Here is a 17,978-nt window from a genome sequence, read left to right on the forward strand (position 1 = left end):
CAACTGACGGGAGTACTGCGTCGATGACTGACATCACCTTATTGAGCGAAGCGGACTTGCGCGCCTGTGTAGCGCTGGATCTGCCGAGCATCGACGCCATCGAGCAGGCCTTCGTGCTGCTGGCTACGGCAGCGGTGGCGATGCCGCCGATTCTGCGTCTGGACATCCCCGAGCACAACGGTGAAGTGGATGTGAAGACCGCGTACCTGCCCGGTCTGGAACGTTTTGCGATCAAGGTCAGCCCGGGTTTTTTCGACAACCCGAAACTCGGTCTGCCAAGCCTCAACGGCATGATGATGTTGTTGTCGGCACGCACCGGTGTGCTGGAAGCCTTGTTGCTGGACAACGGTTACCTGACCGCCGTGCGCACAGCAGCGGCCGGTGCGGTGGCAGCTCGGGCGTTGTCACGGGACGACAGCCGCAGCGTGGCGCTGATCGGTGCCGGCGAGCAGGCGGCGTTACAACTTCAAGCGTTACGTCTGGTGCGGCCGATCGAACACGTGCGGGTCTGGGCCCGGGACAGCGCCAAGGCCGTCGCCTTCGGTATTGAACTGGCGCGCGACAGCGATCTGATGGTCACCACTTGCGCGAGCATCGACGAGGCGATGGCCGACGTGGATATCGCGATCACCTGTACGCCAAGTCGTGAACCCTTGATCGAGCCCCACCACTTGCGCCCCGGCCTGCACATCACTGCGATGGGCTCGGACGCCGAACACAAAAACGAAATTGCCCCGCAGGTGTTGGCCAGGGTCGATCGCTACGTCGCCGACCGGCTGAGCCAGACACGCCTCCTCGGCGAGTTGCATCACGCTTTGGCGGCTGGTGCCCTTACCGACGAATCAGGTCTGGTGGAACTGGGGCAAGTGCTGTCCGGCCAGCGCCCCGGTCGAACCGAGGCGTCGCAAATCACCTTGTGCGACCTCACCGGCACCGGCGCCCAGGACACGGCCATGGCCAATCTGGCGTTTGAGCGTGCGCGCTCGGCCGGGAAAGGTTTTCAGTTCGCCAGCTAATCGGTTTTTTCATCCGTGCGTCATTTATCAGAGGGCATGTGCATGTCTCAGATAGTCGTCAATCTCCCGTTCGAACGGGAGGAATACGCCCAGCGTCTGGCCAAGGTTCGCGTGGCCATGCAGGCCCAGGGCATCGAGCTGTTGCTGGTCACTGATCCGTCGAACATGGCCTGGCTGACCGGCTATGACGGTTGGTCGTTTTATGTTCATCAATGCGTGCTGTTGGCGCTCGATGGCGAACCGGTGTGGTTTGGTCGTGGGCAAGACGCCAATGGCGCAAAACGCACGGTGTTCATGCAGCACGAGGACATTGTCGGTTACCCGGATATCTATGTGCAGTCCCGGGAGCGCCATCCCATGGATTACCTGTCCCGGGAGGTCATCAGTGCCCGCGGCTGGGATGCGCTGACCATCGGCGTCGAAATGGACAACTATTACTTCAGTGCCGCCGCTTATCTCTCACTGAAGAAAAACTTGCCACAGGCCCACCTGATTGACGCAGTGGGGCTGGTGAATTGGCAGCGAGCGATCAAATCGCCCCAGGAAATCACCTACATGCGCATTGCCGCGCGCATTGTCGAGAACATGCACGGCCGCATTCTCGAGCGGATAGAACCGGGCATGCGCAAAAACGAACTGGTGGCGGAAATCTACAGCAGCGGCATCCTGGGCGCCGACGGCCATGGCGGTGATTACCCGGCCATCGTGCCGTTGTTGCCGACGGGCGCCGATGCCAGTGCGCCGCACCTGACCTGGGACGATTCGCCCTTCGAAAAAGGTGCCGGTACGTTCTTCGAGATCGCCGGTTGCTACAAACGCTATCACTGCCCGCTGTCGCGCACGATCTACCTGGGCAAGCCACCGCAGCACTTCCTCGACGGTGAAAAAGCCGTGGTCGAAGGCATTGCCGCCGGACTCGAAGCCGCCAAGCCCGGCAATACCACCGGTGATATTGCCGTGGCGTTTTTCAAGGTGCTGGAGAAATTCGGCATCCACAAGGACAGCCGTTGCGGCTACCCGATCGGGATCAGCTATCCGCCTGACTGGGGCGAACGCACGATGAGCCTGCGGCCCGGCGACAATAGCGTGTTGCAACCGGGCATGACCTTCCACTTCATGCCGGGCCTGTGGATGGACGATTGGGGGCTGGAAATTACCGAAAGCATTCTGATCACCGAGACCGGCGTCGAAACCCTGTGCAACGTGCCTCGCCAACTGTTCGTGAAGGATTGAGCCATGAGCGAATTGCCTGATAACCCGATCAGCGCCACGGTGGATTTTGCCGGTGAAGGGGTGCAGCACGGTTTTCTCAAACTGCCGTACTCCCGGGACGATTCAGCCTGGGGCGCCGTCATGATTCCCGTCACCGTAATTCAGCGCGGTAAGGGGCCGACCGCGTTGCTCAGTGGCGGCAACCACGGTGACGAATACGAGGGCCCGGTCGCACTGAGCAAGCTCGCGCAAGGCCTGACGGCGGCCGAGGTGACGGGCAGGGTGATCATCGTCCCGTTCATGAACACGCCTGCGTTTCATGCCGGGCGACGGACGTCGCCGATCGACAAGGGCAACTTGAATCGCAGTTTTCCCGGTAAACCGGATGGCTCGGTGACCGAGAAAATCGCTGATTACTTCAACCGCACTTTGTTGCCGCTGGCGGATATCGTGCTGGACATTCATTCGGGTGGCCGCACCCTGGATTTCCTGCCGTTCGCCGCGTGTCATGTGCTGCCGGACAAGCACCAGCAAACTCAATGCGAAGCCGGCATGCATGCATTCAATGCGCCGTACAGCATGCGAATGCTGGAGCTGGATGCGGGGTCGATGTACGACACCGCCGCCGAGAGGCAGGGCAAGGTATTTGTCACGACCGAGTTGGGCGGCGGTGGTTCTTCCAGCGCCCGCAGTGTGGCCATTGCCGAGCGCGGGGTGCGCAATCTGCTGGTGCATGTGGGGATACTTCAAGGTGAAGTACAGGCCCGGGAATCGATCATGCTCGACATGCCCGACGCCGATTGTTTCATAGCCAGCGAGCATGACGGTCTGCTGGAAATGTGCCGCGACCTGGGTGACAACGTGAGCCAAGGTGAACTGATTGCCCGTGTTTACGACGCCACCCGCACAGGTGTGGCGCCGGTGGAATACCGTGCGGCCCGCAGTGGCTTGTTGGCGGCGCGGCATTTTCCGGGGTTGGTGAGGTGCGGCGATACCATTGCCGTCATCGCCGAAGTGCTGAACTGACACACTCCCACAGGCCCCTCATCGCACTGGAGATCTCCGCCCCATGCACAAACTTGATCGCTACGACCTGAAAATCCTGCGGATCCTCGCTGAGGACGGGCGTATCACCAAGTCGAGCCTGGCCGACGCGATCAATCTGTCGGTGACCCCGGCGTGGGAGCGGGTGCGCAAACTCGAAGCGTTGGGCTTGATCAAGGGCTACAGGGCGCAGATCGACTGGAATGCGGTGTTCAAAAGTCAGCAGGTCCTGGTGGAAATCACCCTGGCCCGCCATACCGCCCAGGATATGCGGCGTTTCGAGCAGCGAATGAACGAGGCCGTCGAAGTGGCGTTCTGTTACGCCACCGGCGGCGGTGTCGATTACATGGCGATGATCCAGTCGCCGGATATCGACCATTACCAGCGTTTTATCGACCAGTTACTACTTGATGACCTGGGTATCGAACGCTACTTCACCTACATCGTCACCAAAACCATCAAGACCGCTGGCGCCTTGCCGGCCGAGCTGGCGCAAGAACCCTGAAGCACCCGCGGCTCTACTGTAGGAGCGAGCCTGCTCGCGATAGCGGTGTGTCAGTCATTGTAGATTCGTTTGTCACACCGCTATCGCGAGCAGGCTCACTCCCACAATGAGTACCCGGTGATTCAGTCGATGCAGTTTTTCACCGCAAAAAGCCTCTGTTTGCCCGCGTTCAATCAGAAAAAACCACCTGCCACACCCCGTCAAACGCCAAATCATTCATGCCACCCAGTCCTACCATGGGCTCACGCACACGGTTTGGAGTAACCGCCATGACATTCAAACATCCGCTGCTGTTCAAGGCCCTCTGCTACATCGATGGCCATTGGGTCCACAGTGACAGCGGCCACAGCATTGCCGTGAACAATCCTGCCGATGGGCAGTTGATCGGACATGTGCCGATGCTGGATCAGCCGCAAATCGTCGCCGCCGTTGACGCGGCACACCGGGCCTTTGCTTCCTGGCGCGAACAGAGCCTCGATGCCCGAGGCGCCATTCTGCGGCGTTGGGCGGCTCTGATGATCGAGCATCAGGATGACCTCGCTCGCATCCTCAGCCTGGAACAGGGCAAACCTCTGGCCGAATCCCGCGGCGAGATCGCTTATGCCGCCAGTTTCATTCCGTGGTTCGCCGAAGAAGCGCGGCGGTTGTATGGGCAGAACATCCCCAGCCATATTCCCGGTGCACACTTGGGCACGATCAAGGAACCGGTGGGCGTCTGTGCGCTGCTGACCCCGTGGAATTTCCCCTCGGCGATGATCACCCGCAAAGCCGCCGCCGCACTGGCAGCGGGCTGCACCGTGGTGATCAAACCCGCCCATGAAACCCCCTATTCGGCATTCGCACTGGCGCAGTTGGCCGAGGAGGCGGGCTTCCCGGCAGGCGTTTTCAACGTGGTGCTGGGCGAGCCGCAAATGGCGATGCAAACCCTGGTTGAAGACAGCCGTGTGCGCTCGGTGAGTTTCACCGGCTCGACCCGTGTCGGTAAGTTGGTCCTGCAAGCGGCGGCTCAGGATGTGAAAAAAGTTTCGCTGGAACTGGGCGGCAACGCGCCATTCATTGTGTGCGCCGATGCCGATCTGGAGTTGGCGGTGAAAGTCGCGGTGCAGGCCAAGTTCCAGACCTCCGGACAGGATTGCTGCGCCGCCAACCGGATCATGGTCGAGCGCTCGGTCTATCCCGCGTTCCTCAGTCGCTTCGCCGCCGCTGTGCGCGAGTTGAAGGTTGGGCCGGCGATGGTCGGCGCTCAAGAGCAAAGCGTCGATATCGGCCCTTTGATGCATCAGGCCGCGTTCGATGTCACCGCCGAGCGCGTTGCGGACGCCCTGCAACTCGGTGCCCGGCGTCTGGTCGGTGGCGAGGCGCATGCACTCGGTGGCCTTTTCTATCAACCGACGGTGCTGGCCGATGTCACGCCGCAGATGCGGATCTACTGCGAAGAAAATTTTGCGCCGATTGCCGGGGTCATGCCCTTCGACACCCTCGAACAGGCGATCGAAATGGCCAACGACACCGAATACGGACTGGCCGCCTACATTTGCTCCAACCGTCTGGACCTGATTTACCCGCTGATTCGCCGCCTCGATCACGCCATGGTCGCGGTCAACGGCGTCAAGTTTACCGGCCATCCGATCCCGTTCGGTGGCATGAAAGCTTCGGGATTGGGCCGCGAAGGTGGCTCCAAGGGCTTCGAAGCCTTTGTCGAAACCAAATATTTTTGCCTGCACCATCAAGGTCAGTTCTAAAGCCAATTCTCAGGAGACATGCCATGAACCAGGAAATCGATAAGCTGTTCGAACAAGATCGCGCGCACTTCATGCACCCGTCCACCCACGCCCATGATCACGCCAGCGGGGCGCTCAAGGGGCGCATCATCAAGAGTGCGTCGGGTATCCGTATTCGCGACCATGAGGGCCGCGAATTCATTGATGCCTTTGCCGGCCTGTACTGCGTGAATATCGGGTACGGCCGCACCGAAGTCGCTGACGCGATCTATAAGCAGGCCAAGGAGCTTGCTTACTATCACACCTATGTCGGGCATTCGACCGAGGCGATTATCGAGCTGTCGAGCCGCATCATGGACTGGGCGCCCGAAGGCATGAAGAAGGTCTATTACGGCCTGTCCGGTTCCGACGCCAACGAAACCCAGATCAAGCTGGTGCGTTACTACAACAACGTACTGGGACGCCCGCAGAAGAAGAAAATCATCTCCCGTGATCGTGGCTACCACGGCTCGGGCATCATGACCGGCAGCCTGACGGGTCTGCCGACCTTTCATCAACATTTCGACCTGCCGTCCGAAGGCATCAAACACACGGTTTGCCCGCACTGGTACCGCAAGGCGCCCACCGGCATGGATGAAGTCGCGTTCGTGCGTTACTGCGCCGACGAGCTGGAAAAAATGATCCTGGCTGAAGGGCCTGACACGGTGGCCGCCTTTATCGGTGAACCGCTGATGGGCACTGGCGGCATCATCGTCCCACCGGCCGGTTACTGGTCGGCGATTCAAGCGGTGCTCAATAAATACGACGTCCTTCTGATTGCCGACGAAGTGGTGTGTGCTTTTGGTCGCCTGGGTTCAAAGATGGGCAGTCAGCGTTACGGAATGCGTCCGGACCTGATCACCACTGCCAAGGGGCTGACTAGCGCTTATGCGCCATTGTCGGCGGTGATCGTTGGCGAAAAAGTGTGGGATGTGATTGAAAAGGCGTCCGAGTCCCAAGGTGCCATGGGGCATGGCTGGACGTATTCCGGTCACCCGATCTGTGCGGCAGCGGCGCTGGCCAACCTCGATATTCTCGAACGGGAAAACCTGACAGAGAACGCCGAAAAAGTCGGCAGCTACCTGAACCGTCGTCTGCGTGAAGTCCTGGAAGGTCATCCGCTGGTGGGTGAGGTGCGGGGTGATGGCATGCTGGCCGCCGTCGAGTTCATGGCCGATCGTGAGCAACGCACGCCGTTCGACGCCGCGTTGAAGGTTGGGCCAAAGGTGTCAGCGGCGTGTCTGGAGCGCGGAATGATCGCCCGGGCGATGCCTCACGGCGACATCCTGGGCTTTGCGCCACCGTTGATTCTGACGGAGGAGGAGGCTGATCTGATTGTCGACATCACCAAAGGTGCGGTTGATCAGGTGGCCAGTGAGGTGTTGGGCTAAATGAGTTCTGCCTGAACGTCTTGTATCGACGGTTCGGGCCCCATCGCTGGCAAGCCCGCTCCCACAGGGTTTATGTCGGTCACACAATAGTGGTCATCCACAAAAAACTGTGGGAGCGGGCTTGCCCGCGATGAGGCCCTGTCAGTCACCCTGAAACCATCAACCACAAAAAAGCCCCCGGACAATCACTCATCCGGGGGCTTTTTCATGTCGCGCGAAACCTGATTACTTCTTCAGGCCGTAATGCTCATCGAGCATACCCGGTGCGTTCGGGGCTTTGGGGGCGTAGTCGCGAGGCGGCTCCTGATTGCGCGGTGGCGTCAGGCGTTCCCGTGGGGCCTGGCCTGCATCAGCATGCAGGGCGGCCAGCAAGCGTTGGCGAGTCTGCTCGTCCAGGGCCAGGCGATTGGCGCCCTCGGCGAGATGATCCTGCACTTCCTGATAGCTCTGAGTGAGCTTCTTGACCAGGGTTGCAGTGCTATTGAAGTGGGTCACCACCTCGTTCTGATAACTGTCGAAACGTTCCTGAATGTCATCCAGCTGACGTTGCGTGCTACTAGGAGCGGCATTCGGCACCAGGCGAGCGATCAGGAATCCAACGGCGACACCCACAACCAGGGCAAGAGTCGGCAACAACCAAACTAAGAGCGAGTGTTCCACGAGTCCTTCCTCTATAAACGGCTTTGCTTTACGTTAACGGCTCGAACCTGCGCTGTATACCGCGATTCACTCGCAATAGATTGGCACAGACAATTTGCTAGACGAGTCGACCCGATTCGAGGTCACGGAGTTCCTTCCTTGCTTATGCGCGAAACCCCTGTAGTGATTGATGGCCCCGTCGGCCAACTGGAAGCACTTTACCTGAACAGCGACGCGCCTCGGGGCCTGGCGTTGATCTGCCATCCCAACCCGGTGCAGGGCGGCACCATGCTCAACAAAGTGGTCTCGACCCTGCAGCGCACCGCGCGCGACGCCGGTTTGATCACCTTGCGCTTCAACTACCGTGGCGTTGGGGCCAGCAAAGGCGCCCATGACATGGGCACTGGCGAAGTCGATGATGCACAGGCTGTCGCCGAATGGTTGCGCGCCAGACACCCCGATCTTCCCTTGACCCTGTTCGGATTCTCCTTCGGGGGTTTTGTTGCGGCAAGTCTCGGCGGACGCCTGGAAGCCAAGGGTGAGCCGCTCAAGCATGTGTTCATGATCGCGCCAGCGGTCATGCGCCTGGGCGATCAGGATCAACTGCCACAACAGGGTGAACTGACCCTGATCCAGCCGGAAACCGACGAAGTGATCGATCCGCAGTTGGTCTATGACTGGTCCGGGAACCTTGAACGTCCCCATGAGCTGCTGAAAGTGGCAGAATGCGGACACTTTTTTCATGGCAAGCTGACTGATCTCAAGGATCTGATCCTGCCGCGTCTTTCGAATTGATTGCAGTCTGACAAGCGATTACCCATGACGACTCGTACCCGTATCCTCACCGGCATTACCACCACCGGCACGCCGCACCTGGGCAACTATGCCGGCGCTATCCGTCCGGCAATCCTTGCCAGCCGTGACAGCAATGCCGATTCGTTCTACTTTCTGGCCGACTATCACGCCCTGATCAAATGCGATGACCCGCTGCGCATCCAGCGCTCGCGTCTGGAAATCGCCGCGACCTGGCTGGCCGGTGGCCTCGATGTGGACCGCGTGACGTTTTATCGCCAGTCTGATATCCCGGAAATCCCCGAGCTGACCTGGCTGCTGACCTGCGTTGCCGCCAAGGGCCTGCTCAATCGCGCCCACGCCTACAAGGCGTCGGTGGACAAGAATGTCGAGACCGGTGAAGACCCGGACGCCGGTATCACCATGGGCTTGTACAGCTACCCGGTGCTAATGGCTGCGGACATCCTGATGTTCAACGCCCATAAGGTGCCGGTCGGTCGTGACCAGATCCAGCACGTGGAAATGGCGCGGGACATCGGCCAGCGCTTCAACCACTTGTTTGGCCAGGGCAAAGAGTTCTTCACCATGCCTGAGGCGCTGATCGAAGAAAGCGTCGCCACGCTGCCAGGCCTCGACGGTCGCAAGATGTCGAAAAGCTACGACAACACCATTCCGTTGTTCAGCAGCGCCAAGGAAATGAAGGACGCGATCTCGCGGATCGTCACCGACTCCCGCGCGCCAGGCGAAGCAAAAGATCCGGACAACTCTCACCTGTTCACCCTGTTCCAGGCGTTTGCCACACCGGCACAGTCTGATGAGTTCCGCAGTGAGCTGTTGCAGGGCCTGGGCTGGGGCGAGGCGAAGAATCGTCTGTTTCAGCTGCTCGACAGCGAACTGGGCGAGTCCCGCGAGCGCTATCACCAACTGATCGAGCGCCCGGCCGACCTGGAAGACATCCTGCAGATCGGTGCCAAAAAGGCCCGCTCCGTGGCGACGCCATTCCTCCAGGAACTGCGCGAAGCGGTGGGCTTGCGTTCATTCGTCGCCCAGACGCAGGTGGCTGCCAGCACCAAGAAGAAAGCCGCGAAAGCCGCGCGTTTCGTCAGTTTCCGTGAGGAGGACGGCAGCTTCCGCTTCCGTCTCCTGGCGGCCGATGGCGAACAACTGCTCTTGTCGCGCAACTTTGCCGACGGCAAAACCGCGGGCCAGGTGACCAAGCAGCTGCAAGCGGGCCAGCCTCTGGACGTGCGCAGCGAAGACCTGAGCTTCAGTGTCTGGCTGGAAGGCGAGTGCGTTGCCGACGGTGCAGCGTTCGCGGACAGCGCCGCCCGTGACGTCGCCATCGACGCCCTGCGCGTTGCGCTGACGCCGGTTCAGGAATAAAACAACGGCTCGGTCCGACTAAGGGCCGATTGCCATTCCCACGGGCCATCGCTACAGTGACGGCCCGTTTTTGTTGCCTTGCTAACGAATTATGACGCCCCTAGAACGATATCAAGCTGATCTGAAACGCCCGGAATTCTTCCATGATGCCGCGCAGGAAAATGCTGTGCGTCATTTACAGCGCCTGTATGACGATCTGGTCGCGGCGCAGCAGAACAAACCAGGCCTGTTCGGCAAACTGTTTGGCAAAAAAGACCAGGCCCCGGTAAAGGGCGTGTACTTCTGGGGCGGCGTCGGTCGCGGCAAGACCTACCTGGTCGACACCTTCTTCGAAGCGCTGCCTTTCAAGGAAAAGACCCGGACTCACTTCCACCGCTTCATGAAGCGCGTGCACGAAGAAATGAAGACCCTCGGCGGCGAGAAAAACCCGCTGACCATCATCGCCAAGCGTTTTTCCGACGAATCGCGTGTGATCTGCTTCGATGAATTCTTCGTCTCCGACATCACCGACGCGATGATCCTCGGCACGCTGATGGAAGAACTGTTCAAGAACGGCGTAACGCTGGTCGCGACCTCGAACATCGTGCCGGACGGCCTGTACAAGGACGGCCTGCAACGTGCGCGTTTCCTGCCGGCCATCGCGCTGATCAAACAGAACACCGAAATCGTCAACGTCGACAGTGGCGTCGATTATCGTCTGCGTCACCTCGAGCAAGCGGAACTGTTCCACTTCCCGCTGGACGAAGCGTCCCACGAAAGCCTGCGCAAAAGCTTCCGGGCCCTGACGCCGGAGTGCACCGCAGCGATCGAAAACGACGTGCTTATGATCGAAAACCGCGAAATTCGCGCGCTGCGTACGTGCGACGACGTGGCCTGGTTCGACTTCCGCGAACTGTGCGACGGTCCGCGCAGCCAGAACGACTACATCGAACTGGGCAAGATCTTCCACGCCGTGCTGCTCAGCGGTGTCGAGCAGATGAGCGTCACCACCGACGACATCGCCCGACGCTTCATCAACATGGTCGACGAGTTCTACGACCGTAACGTGAAGTTGATCATTTCTGCCGAAGTCGAACTCAAGGACCTCTACACCGGCGGTCGCCTGAACTTCGAGTTCCAACGGACCTTGAGTCGCCTGCTGGAAATGCAATCTCACGAATTCCTGTCTCGGGCACACAAGCCGTAGGCACATTCGGAGAACAAAAAGGGCCTGCATTTGCAGGCCCTTTTTCGTACACCGCAGATCGCCTTTGAAAGTATTAGTCCTGAGCTAGAAACACCCCCAAATCATCCTGCCGCCCGCCACCCACCAGCAACCACAGCAGGATTCGGGCTTTGCGCGGACAGAGAAATCCCGCCATCAATGCACCTCGACGTATCAGATCCATTTCGCTGCCGATGAAGCCATAAGAGCTTTGAGCGGTAGGGCCGGATCCGGTGCGGGTCGCAATGATCACGGGAATTTTCTTCGCGATTTTTTCGACTGCGTCAGCCCACTGATCTGACACGTGACCGGCTCCAAATCCGGCAATCACCAGCCCGTCGTAACCCAATTCGAGGATGTTCTCCAACAACAGGGAATCGGCGGACAGCGTGCTTTCCAGCAGGGCAATTTCCTGGGAGGTCTGCTGCGGCAAAGGTAATGGGTTCCTGCGAGGCGGTTCGCGTAGGTAGTGGACCGTTCCCTCGAGCAGCATTCCGGAGGGGCCAACCATTGGCGATGAAAACGCCTGTAACGCCAATGAATCGGTTTTACGTACGGTCGTCCCGTGGTGAATCTCTGCGCCCATCACCACCTGGACGCCTCTGCGCCGACTGTTTTTAGCCAGTGCAACCCGGCTGGCATCCAGCAGATTCGCGGGGCCGTCCGCGCCCACTTGTCCGGCCGAGCGCATGGCGCCAGTCAGTACCAGCGGCGCGTCGTGGTTCCACAGGTAATCAAAGAATGCGGCCGTCTCTTCCAGGGTGTCGGTGCCCTGAGTGATGACAACGCCAACAGCACCTTGCTCAACCTGATAGTTTGCCCATGAAAGTACGCTTAGCAGAAACTCAAAGTTCAACGACGCGCTGGGCATCAGCCCCAGCGTTTCTACCGTCACCCGAGCCATGTTTGCGAGTTCTGGCACCAAGGCCAGAAGGCTTTCACCACTGACTGTCGGTATAACGCCTTCACCCGCATGCCTGGCTTGCATGCTCACGGTGCCGCCTAAAGCCGCAATGGCCAGTTTGGGCAGGTCCATGTTGTACCTCGCTTGGTGGTGACAAAAAAACGGGCTGCACTCACCAGTACAGCCCGATGTTCGCTTCAGTTGGATATCAGGAACCCGATAAACGGGATGATCAGCAGCGTACTGATGGCCATGGAGAGGACATTGCCGATGTAGGGGTGCATATCCTTCGGCACTCTCTTGGCGATGGCGTGTGCCAGTGGCGGGGCGATCAGTGCGCCCAGCAGTGCGCTCGTGACGATGACCTGCCAACTACCGCCATAGGTAAGGACCGCGGCCGGCACGACTGACACCAGTGGAACGTAGGTGGGGTACCAACCAAGATGCATCCAGTGTCGACGCCAGATCACCACGCCTATGGCTGAAGTCAGCGCCTGGGCGCCGATGAGTTGAGGCAGCAAGCCCGAGCCGTAAACCGGACTCATGGGGTTAAGTGTGTAGGCCAGAAGGGCTCCCAGCAAAAGGCCGATGCTCGCCAGTTCATTGCCGAAGAACGGCGCTTCTGAAAAGTCTGCCAATACACGGCGCAGGCTCCAGATAATTCCGTAATCGGGCTTATTTGCCTTGGCAGGTTCCTCCGGGGGCGTGGCGGTTTCATTTACCGCTGGCGTAGAAGTGTCCTTCACGAGGATCGGCACGTAACGGCAGAGCAGGAAAGCCAGGACGCTGGCAACCGCCATGCCCGTGACATTGCCGATCACGGCTGGCAATCCCAGAGGATTGCAGACGTAGTTCACTATCAGTAAACACAGGGGGGTTACCAGTGCGGCACCCATGATTGCGCCATTGATCGTGACCTTCCAGCCCCCTCCAAACATCAGCACCATCGCCGCTGGCAACGATACAAATGCAGCAAATGTGGGCTGCCAACTGGTCGCCGTAACCGTCCAGCCCCACAGAAGGTTGCTCAGCAGCAAGCCAAGCAGGGAGCTGGTCACCAGCCATGGCCAGAGCCCGCTGCCGTAAGAGATGGCAAACCCTTGCCAGCGCTTCCCCGTCCGATTGGCCCAATACGCCAGATAGGCACCCGCCAATAGCCCAATGGACGCGAACTCGTGTTTGTAGAAAGCAACTTCGCTGATGTCCCCCAAAACCCAGCGTAACCAGGCACTGGGGTCGGGGAGGGAGAAGACCATGTGCGTGTAGTCTGGCCAATGGGCTGACCAGGAAGAGCGGTAGGTGAATGAAAGCCAGGCAATCAGTAGCCCCATGCCGATCAACAGCACGAGAATTGACGTATCAAGCTTTCTGCGGGCGAGCGAATCCGCCCGAGGAGAATCGGTTTGAGAGTCCATGATGAGGTTCCCCTGATTAGCGCGGCAGGGCGGGGTGCTGGGTGTAACCGAGCATCTGATCGAACAGATCGGTACGCCGATCGCGATGCAGATCGTTCAGGTTGTTCCAGATGGGGGCGCTGCGAGCACTGGTCAGGTCTATGTCGGCGAACAGTATTTCCTGTTTGTCTGCCGAGGCCACGGCGCCCATCGGCCAGCCATTGGTGCCGGCAATCAATGAGCAACCGAGATAACGTGCGCCTCGCTCTTCGCCGATACGGCTCGCCGCCGCAATGAACACATTGTTGACGTGCGCTGCCGTCATCGTCAGGTAGGAAGCCATGCACTTGCCTGCATCATCGAACAGCGGCGGCGGTGTCCAGACCCAGTTGTTCAGGCTGCAAATGATATCCGCGCCTTGCTGGGCAAGGATGCGGGGCACTTCCGGGAACCAGATGTCCCAGCAGATCAACAAGCCGATGCGACCGATCGGCGTATCGAACACCGGAAAGCCCGTGTCACCCGGCGTGAACCAAAGTTTCTCCAGGTTCCATAAATGAGCTTTCCGATACTTCCCGATAAAACCTTCCGGGCCCAAGAGGACGGCGGTGTTGAAGAGCCGCATACCGTCTCGCTCGGTCAATCCCGCCACCAGGTAAACGTTGTGTTCCCTGGCGAAATTTGTCCAGCTCAGAACACTTGGCCCGTCGGGAACTGCTTCGGCATGTTCGAAAGCGTCCTGTCGGTTGGTGAAAAAATAGCCTGTATTGGACAGCTCGGGCAGCACGATGAGATTTGCACCCCCTTGAACGGCTTCTAAAGCCAATTCGAGGCTGCAACACAGATTGCCTTCCCGGTTGTTCATTCCGACTTGTGGATCGAATTGCACGACTGCTACACGAACAGGACTTGTTGATTCGCTCATTTCGAATGACCTCGTTTTTATTGTTCTTCAACCGTTTCGGTGTGCCGTGATTAGGCGTTGAAGATGCAAAAACGAGGAAGTCAGCCACTTCCCTTTCGGCTGTAGTCCATATCCCAAGATGGCGAAGGTGAGCCAATGCCGTGTGTGCATTGGCTTCCGAGCGGAGGTGGGATTTGTAGGTGCACGGCTTGCCGGCGATTTCAGCGACGCGGTCCATCAGTCAACGCGACTTAACATTCATCGCCAGCAAGCTGTCGTTCAGATTTGCGCGGTTTTGCAGCGCATTACGCAGCCTGCTGGAACTGCTGCCGATACTGGTTTGGCGACAATTCAGTGTGCTGGCGAAACAACCGCGCGAAGAAGCTCGCATCGTCGTAACCCACTTCGTAACTGATGGTCTTGATGCTTTTGCGACTGGCGGAGAGCAATCCCTTGGCGGTTTCAATGCGTAGGCGTTGCAAGTAGTGCAGCGGCTTGTCGCCAGTGGCGGTCTGGAAGCGGCGCATGAAATTGCGGATGCTCATGCCGTGTTCGCGAGCGACGTCTTCAAAGCGGAATTTGTCGGCGAAATGTTCTTCGAGCCAGTGCTGGATCTGCAGGATGATCACGTCCTGATGCAGCTTTTGACCGCCGAACCCGATTCGTCCGGGGGAATAGCTGCGTTGCACTTCATAGAGGATGTCGCGGGCCACGGCTTGCGACACGTTGGCGCCGCAGAATCGTTCTATGAGGTAGATGTAAAGGTCGCAGGCCGAGGTGGTGCCGCCTGCGCAGTACAGGTTGTCCGCGTCGGTGAGGTGTTTGTCCTGATTGAGCTGCACTTTCGGGAAGCGCTCGGCAAAGGCATTGAAGAAACGCCAGTAAGTGGTCGCTTCCTTGCCGTCGAGCAGACCGGCTTCGGCGAGCCAAAACACGCCAGTGGCCTCACCACATAGAACAGCCCCACGGGCATGTTGCTGGCGCAGCCAGGGCAGCACTTGAGGATAACGTTGGCAGAGCGTTTCGAAATCGTCCCAGAAAGCTGGAAGGATGATGATGTCAGCGTTTTCCAGGCCGCCATCCACCGGCATGATCACATCACTGAAGCTGTTTACCGGCTTGCCATCGGGGCTGACCAGGCGGGTTTCGAACGCCGGGACCAGGCCGTGGCCGAGTTGTTTGCCGTAACGCAGGCTGGCGAGGTGAAAAAAATCCTTGGCTTGCATGAGGGTGGAAGCGAAAACCCGGTCGATCGCCAGGATGCAGACGCGCCGTAAAGGCGTGGAGGCTCGGTTAGACATAATTCAACTTTATTCTTATAGGGGAAAGTGGTCACGAGACGGCTGGATCGTCTTATTTTTTGTCTGATGTGTCCAGTGTCCTGTATCGGAAGCGGGGCTTAGTCTCTTGAGCTACATCCTTCTAATAAAAACGACAGGTGCCGCATGATCCCCAGAACCTTGTTCAGCTCCGAGCACGAACTCTTTCGCGACAGTGTGCGAACGTTCCTCGAAAAAGAAGCGGTGCCGTTTCACGGGCAATGGGAAAAACAGGGGTACATCGACCGCAAACTCTGGAACAAGGCAGGGGAGGCGGGGATGTTGTGTTCGCATCTGCCGGAAGAGTACGGAGGCCTGGGAGCGGATTTTTTGTACAGCACCGTGGTGATCGAAGAAGTCGGTCGGCTCGGGCTTACCGGGATAGGTTTTTCTCTTCATTCGGACATTGTTGCGCCTTATATCCTGCATTACGGCAGTGAAGCGCTGAAACACAAATACCTGCCGAAACTGGTGTCGGGTGAGATGGTCACCGCCATCGCGATGACCGAGCCAGGCGCCGGCTCCGATCTGCAAGGGGTCAAGACCACCGCTGTGCTGGACGGTGATGAGTATGTGATCAACGGTTCGAAGACGTTCATCACCAACGGGTTTCTGGCCGACCTGGTGATTGTCGTGGCCAAGACCGATCCGAAAGCCGGGGCGAAAGGTACGAGTCTGTTTCTGGTCGAGGCCAACACGCCGGGTTTCGATAAGGGCAAGCGTCTGGAAAAGGTCGGCATGAAGGCTCAGGACACCTCGGAACTGTTCTTCCAGGACGTCCGGGTGCCCAAGGAGAATCTGCTGGGTCAGGCGGGGATGGGCTTTGCCTATCTGATGCAGGAGCTGCCTCAGGAGCGGCTCACCGTTGCCATCGGCGGCCTTGCGTCGGCTGAAGCCGCGCTGCAATGGACACTTGAATACACCCGCGAACGCAAGGCGTTCGGCAAGGCGGTTGCGGATTTCCAGAACACCCGCTTCAAGTTGGCGGAAATGGCGACCGAAATCCAGATTGGCCGGGTCTTCGTCGATCGCTGCCTGGAACTGCACCTGCAAGGCAAGCTGGACGTGCCGACAGCGGCGATGGCGAAGTACTGGGGTACGGACCTGCAGTGCAAGGTGCTCGACGAATGCGTGCAATTGCATGGTGGCTACGGGTACATGTGGGAATACCCGGTGGCCCGGGCGTGGGCGGATGCGAGGGTGCAGCGGATTTATGCGGGGACCAACGAAATCATGAAGGAGATTATTGCGCGTTCGCTGTAATTGGCGGTGACTGGACTGACGCCTTCGCGGCGAGCAAGCCCGCTCCCACAGGTGTTGCGCAAACCTGTGGGAGCGTGGCTTGCCCGCGATGGGGCTTAAGAATCAATCAAGGTGCAGGGTTCGGGTGATCCCTATGGATCGCCTCGATGCCCTCCAGCACTTCATCGGAAAGCTTCAAGTAGAAGCTCGCGATGTTGCTCTCTAGCTGTTCCATCGTCGTCGCGCCAATGATGTTGCTGGTCACGAATGGCTGCTGGGTCACGAACGCCAGCGCCATCTGCGCCGGGTCCAGACCGTGCTCGCGCGCGAGTGCCACATAACGGCTGCACGCAGCTTCCGACTGCGGATTGAAGTAGCGTGTGAAGCGGCTGTACAGGCTCAGACGACCTTTCGGCGGACGCGCGCCACCTTCGTACTTGCCTGATAGAAAGCCGAACGCCAATGGCGAATAGGCGAGCAGGCCGCATTGTTCGCGGATGGCTATTTCTGCCAGGCCCACTTCGAAACTACGATTGAGCAGGTTATAGGGGTTCTGGATCGACACGGCACGCGGCCAGCCACGGGCTTCGGCAAGGGCGAGGAAGCGCATGGTGCCCCATGGCGTTTCATTGGACAGGCCGATGTGGCGGATCTTGCCGGCCTTGACCTGTTCGTCCAGTGCTTCGAGGGTGTCTTCCAGTGGCGTCAGGTTGGCTTCGCTCTTGTGTTTGTAGCCGAGCTGTCCGAAGAAATTGGTACTGCGCTCCGGCCAGTGCAACTGATACAGGTCGATGTAGTCGGTTTGCAGGCGCTGGAGGCTGGCGTCGACGGCTTCGGTGATGTGCTGACGGTTGTGTCGCAGGTTTCCATCACGGATGTAATCGATGGTGTTGCCGGGGCCGGCGATCTTGCTGGCCAGGATCCAGTCCGCACGATCACCGCGACTTTTGAAGTAATTGCCGATGTAGCGCTCGGTAGCGGCGTAGGTTTCTGCCTTGGGCGGCACCGGATACATCTCGGCGGTGTCGATGAAATTGATTCCCGCGCCCTTGGCCCGTTCGATCTGCGCGAAGGCCTCAGCTTCACTGTTTTGCTCGCCCCAGGTCATGGTCCCGAGGCAGATGGCACTCACGTTCAGATTGGTTCGGCCTAGCTGGCGATAGTCCATCGGGTGCTCCTTTGGAAAAACAATCATAAAAGCAGGTTGAATTATTTTTCGCAATCTGCATAATTGCGCACCTCTTTCTGCAGTGGAAGTGATGCGCCGCC

16 protein-coding genes are annotated in these 17,978 nt (G+C 59.0%); 10 read left to right on the plus strand and 6 right to left on the minus strand.

All coding sequences use genetic code 11. The features are described 5' to 3' along the window. The first annotated feature begins 23 nt into the window (after positions 1 to 23). From AC3ZVB_RS09715 to AC3ZVB_RS09740, 6 genes are all read left to right on the plus strand, one after another. Complete coding sequence (locus AC3ZVB_RS09715) at positions 24 to 1,016, plus strand: cyclodeaminase (protein ID WP_490146388.1); 993 nt, start codon at positions 24 to 26, stop codon at positions 1,014 to 1,016. A 42-nt stretch (positions 1,017 to 1,058) separates the two neighbouring features. Then, positions 1,059 to 2,249 carry an ectoine hydrolase DoeA gene (doeA, locus tag AC3ZVB_RS09720; RefSeq protein ID WP_490146389.1) on the plus strand — a complete coding sequence of 397 codons (1,191 nt, stop codon included), beginning with the start codon at positions 1,059 to 1,061 and terminating at the stop codon, positions 2,247 to 2,249. Between the two features lie 3 nt (positions 2,250 to 2,252). Further along, positions 2,253 to 3,254 carry a N(2)-acetyl-L-2,4-diaminobutanoate deacetylase DoeB gene (doeB, locus tag AC3ZVB_RS09725; protein ID WP_490146390.1) on the plus strand — a complete coding sequence of 334 codons (1,002 nt, stop codon included), beginning with the start codon at positions 2,253 to 2,255 and terminating at the stop codon, positions 3,252 to 3,254. Between the two features lie 43 nt (positions 3,255 to 3,297). Beyond that, positions 3,298 to 3,777: an Lrp/AsnC family transcriptional regulator gene (locus tag AC3ZVB_RS09730; protein WP_490146391.1), complete on the plus strand. Its 480-nt coding sequence runs from the start codon at positions 3,298 to 3,300 to the stop codon at positions 3,775 to 3,777. A 269-nt stretch (positions 3,778 to 4,046) separates the two neighbouring features. Continuing rightward, entirely contained in the window at positions 4,047 to 5,519 is a 1,473-nt protein-coding gene (locus tag AC3ZVB_RS09735) for an NAD-dependent succinate-semialdehyde dehydrogenase (RefSeq protein ID WP_490146392.1), read from the plus strand. 23 nt (positions 5,520 to 5,542) lie between these two features. Next, positions 5,543 to 6,928, plus strand: coding sequence for an aspartate aminotransferase family protein (locus AC3ZVB_RS09740; RefSeq protein WP_162437211.1), 1,386 nt, complete (start codon positions 5,543 to 5,545; stop codon positions 6,926 to 6,928). A gap of 225 nt (positions 6,929 to 7,153) precedes the next feature. Here the strand turns inward: AC3ZVB_RS09740 and AC3ZVB_RS09745 are convergent, their stop codons facing one another. Next, the gene (locus tag AC3ZVB_RS09745; RefSeq protein ID WP_162437212.1) at positions 7,154 to 7,588 is read right to left on the minus strand and encodes a Z-ring associated ZapG family protein; all 435 of its coding nucleotides are present in this window, start codon (positions 7,586 to 7,588) and stop codon (positions 7,154 to 7,156) included. Between the two features lie 144 nt (positions 7,589 to 7,732). Between AC3ZVB_RS09745 and AC3ZVB_RS09750 the strand changes: the two genes are divergently transcribed. The 3 genes from AC3ZVB_RS09750 to zapE all read left to right on the plus strand — a co-directional run bounded on the left by AC3ZVB_RS09750 (position 7,733) and on the right by zapE (position 10,928). Continuing rightward, positions 7,733 to 8,362, plus strand: a complete 630-nt coding sequence (locus tag AC3ZVB_RS09750) for an alpha/beta hydrolase (RefSeq protein WP_490146393.1) — start codon at positions 7,733 to 7,735, stop codon at positions 8,360 to 8,362. A 24-nt stretch (positions 8,363 to 8,386) separates the two neighbouring features. Continuing rightward, positions 8,387 to 9,742 carry a tryptophan--tRNA ligase gene (locus AC3ZVB_RS09755; RefSeq protein WP_490146394.1) on the plus strand — a complete coding sequence of 452 codons (1,356 nt, stop codon included), beginning with the start codon at positions 8,387 to 8,389 and terminating at the stop codon, positions 9,740 to 9,742. 91 nt (positions 9,743 to 9,833) lie between these two features. Further along, the gene (gene zapE, locus AC3ZVB_RS09760; protein WP_162437214.1) at positions 9,834 to 10,928 is read left to right on the plus strand and encodes a cell division protein ZapE; all 1,095 of its coding nucleotides are present in this window, start codon (positions 9,834 to 9,836) and stop codon (positions 10,926 to 10,928) included. A 73-nt stretch (positions 10,929 to 11,001) separates the two neighbouring features. Here zapE and AC3ZVB_RS09765 read toward each other — a convergent pair whose 3' ends face one another. The 4 genes from AC3ZVB_RS09765 to AC3ZVB_RS09780 all read right to left on the minus strand — a co-directional run bounded on the left by AC3ZVB_RS09765 (position 11,002) and on the right by AC3ZVB_RS09780 (position 15,374). Continuing rightward, positions 11,002 to 11,982 (minus strand): asparaginase, encoded by a 981-nt coding sequence (locus AC3ZVB_RS09765; RefSeq protein WP_490146395.1) that lies wholly within the window; start codon positions 11,980 to 11,982, stop codon positions 11,002 to 11,004. 65 nt (positions 11,983 to 12,047) lie between these two features. Continuing rightward, the gene (locus tag AC3ZVB_RS09770) at positions 12,048 to 13,181 is read right to left on the minus strand and encodes a hypothetical protein (RefSeq protein WP_490146446.1); all 1,134 of its coding nucleotides are present in this window, start codon (positions 13,179 to 13,181) and stop codon (positions 12,048 to 12,050) included. A gap of 100 nt (positions 13,182 to 13,281) precedes the next feature. After that, entirely contained in the window at positions 13,282 to 14,169 is an 888-nt protein-coding gene (locus AC3ZVB_RS09775; RefSeq protein ID WP_162437217.1) for a nitrilase family protein, read from the minus strand. 284 nt (positions 14,170 to 14,453) lie between these two features. After that, a complete protein-coding gene (locus AC3ZVB_RS09780) occupies positions 14,454 to 15,374 on the minus strand; it encodes a GlxA family transcriptional regulator (RefSeq protein WP_194692764.1) in 921 nt (306 codons plus the stop codon). Positions 15,375 to 15,593: 219 nt separating this feature from the next. Here AC3ZVB_RS09780 and AC3ZVB_RS09785 point away from each other — a divergent pair, with 219 nt between their 5' ends. Then, complete coding sequence (locus AC3ZVB_RS09785) at positions 15,594 to 16,730, plus strand: acyl-CoA dehydrogenase family protein (RefSeq protein ID WP_194692704.1); 1,137 nt, start codon at positions 15,594 to 15,596, stop codon at positions 16,728 to 16,730. 106 nt (positions 16,731 to 16,836) lie between these two features. On the opposite strand, the gene AC3ZVB_RS09790 is transcribed toward AC3ZVB_RS09785, so the two are convergent. Further along, complete coding sequence (locus AC3ZVB_RS09790) at positions 16,837 to 17,877, minus strand: NADP(H)-dependent aldo-keto reductase (protein ID WP_194692703.1); 1,041 nt, start codon at positions 17,875 to 17,877, stop codon at positions 16,837 to 16,839. Positions 17,878 to 17,978: the final 101 nt, after the last annotated feature.

The organism is Pseudomonas sp. MDV22-iso1, assembly GCF_058145095.1.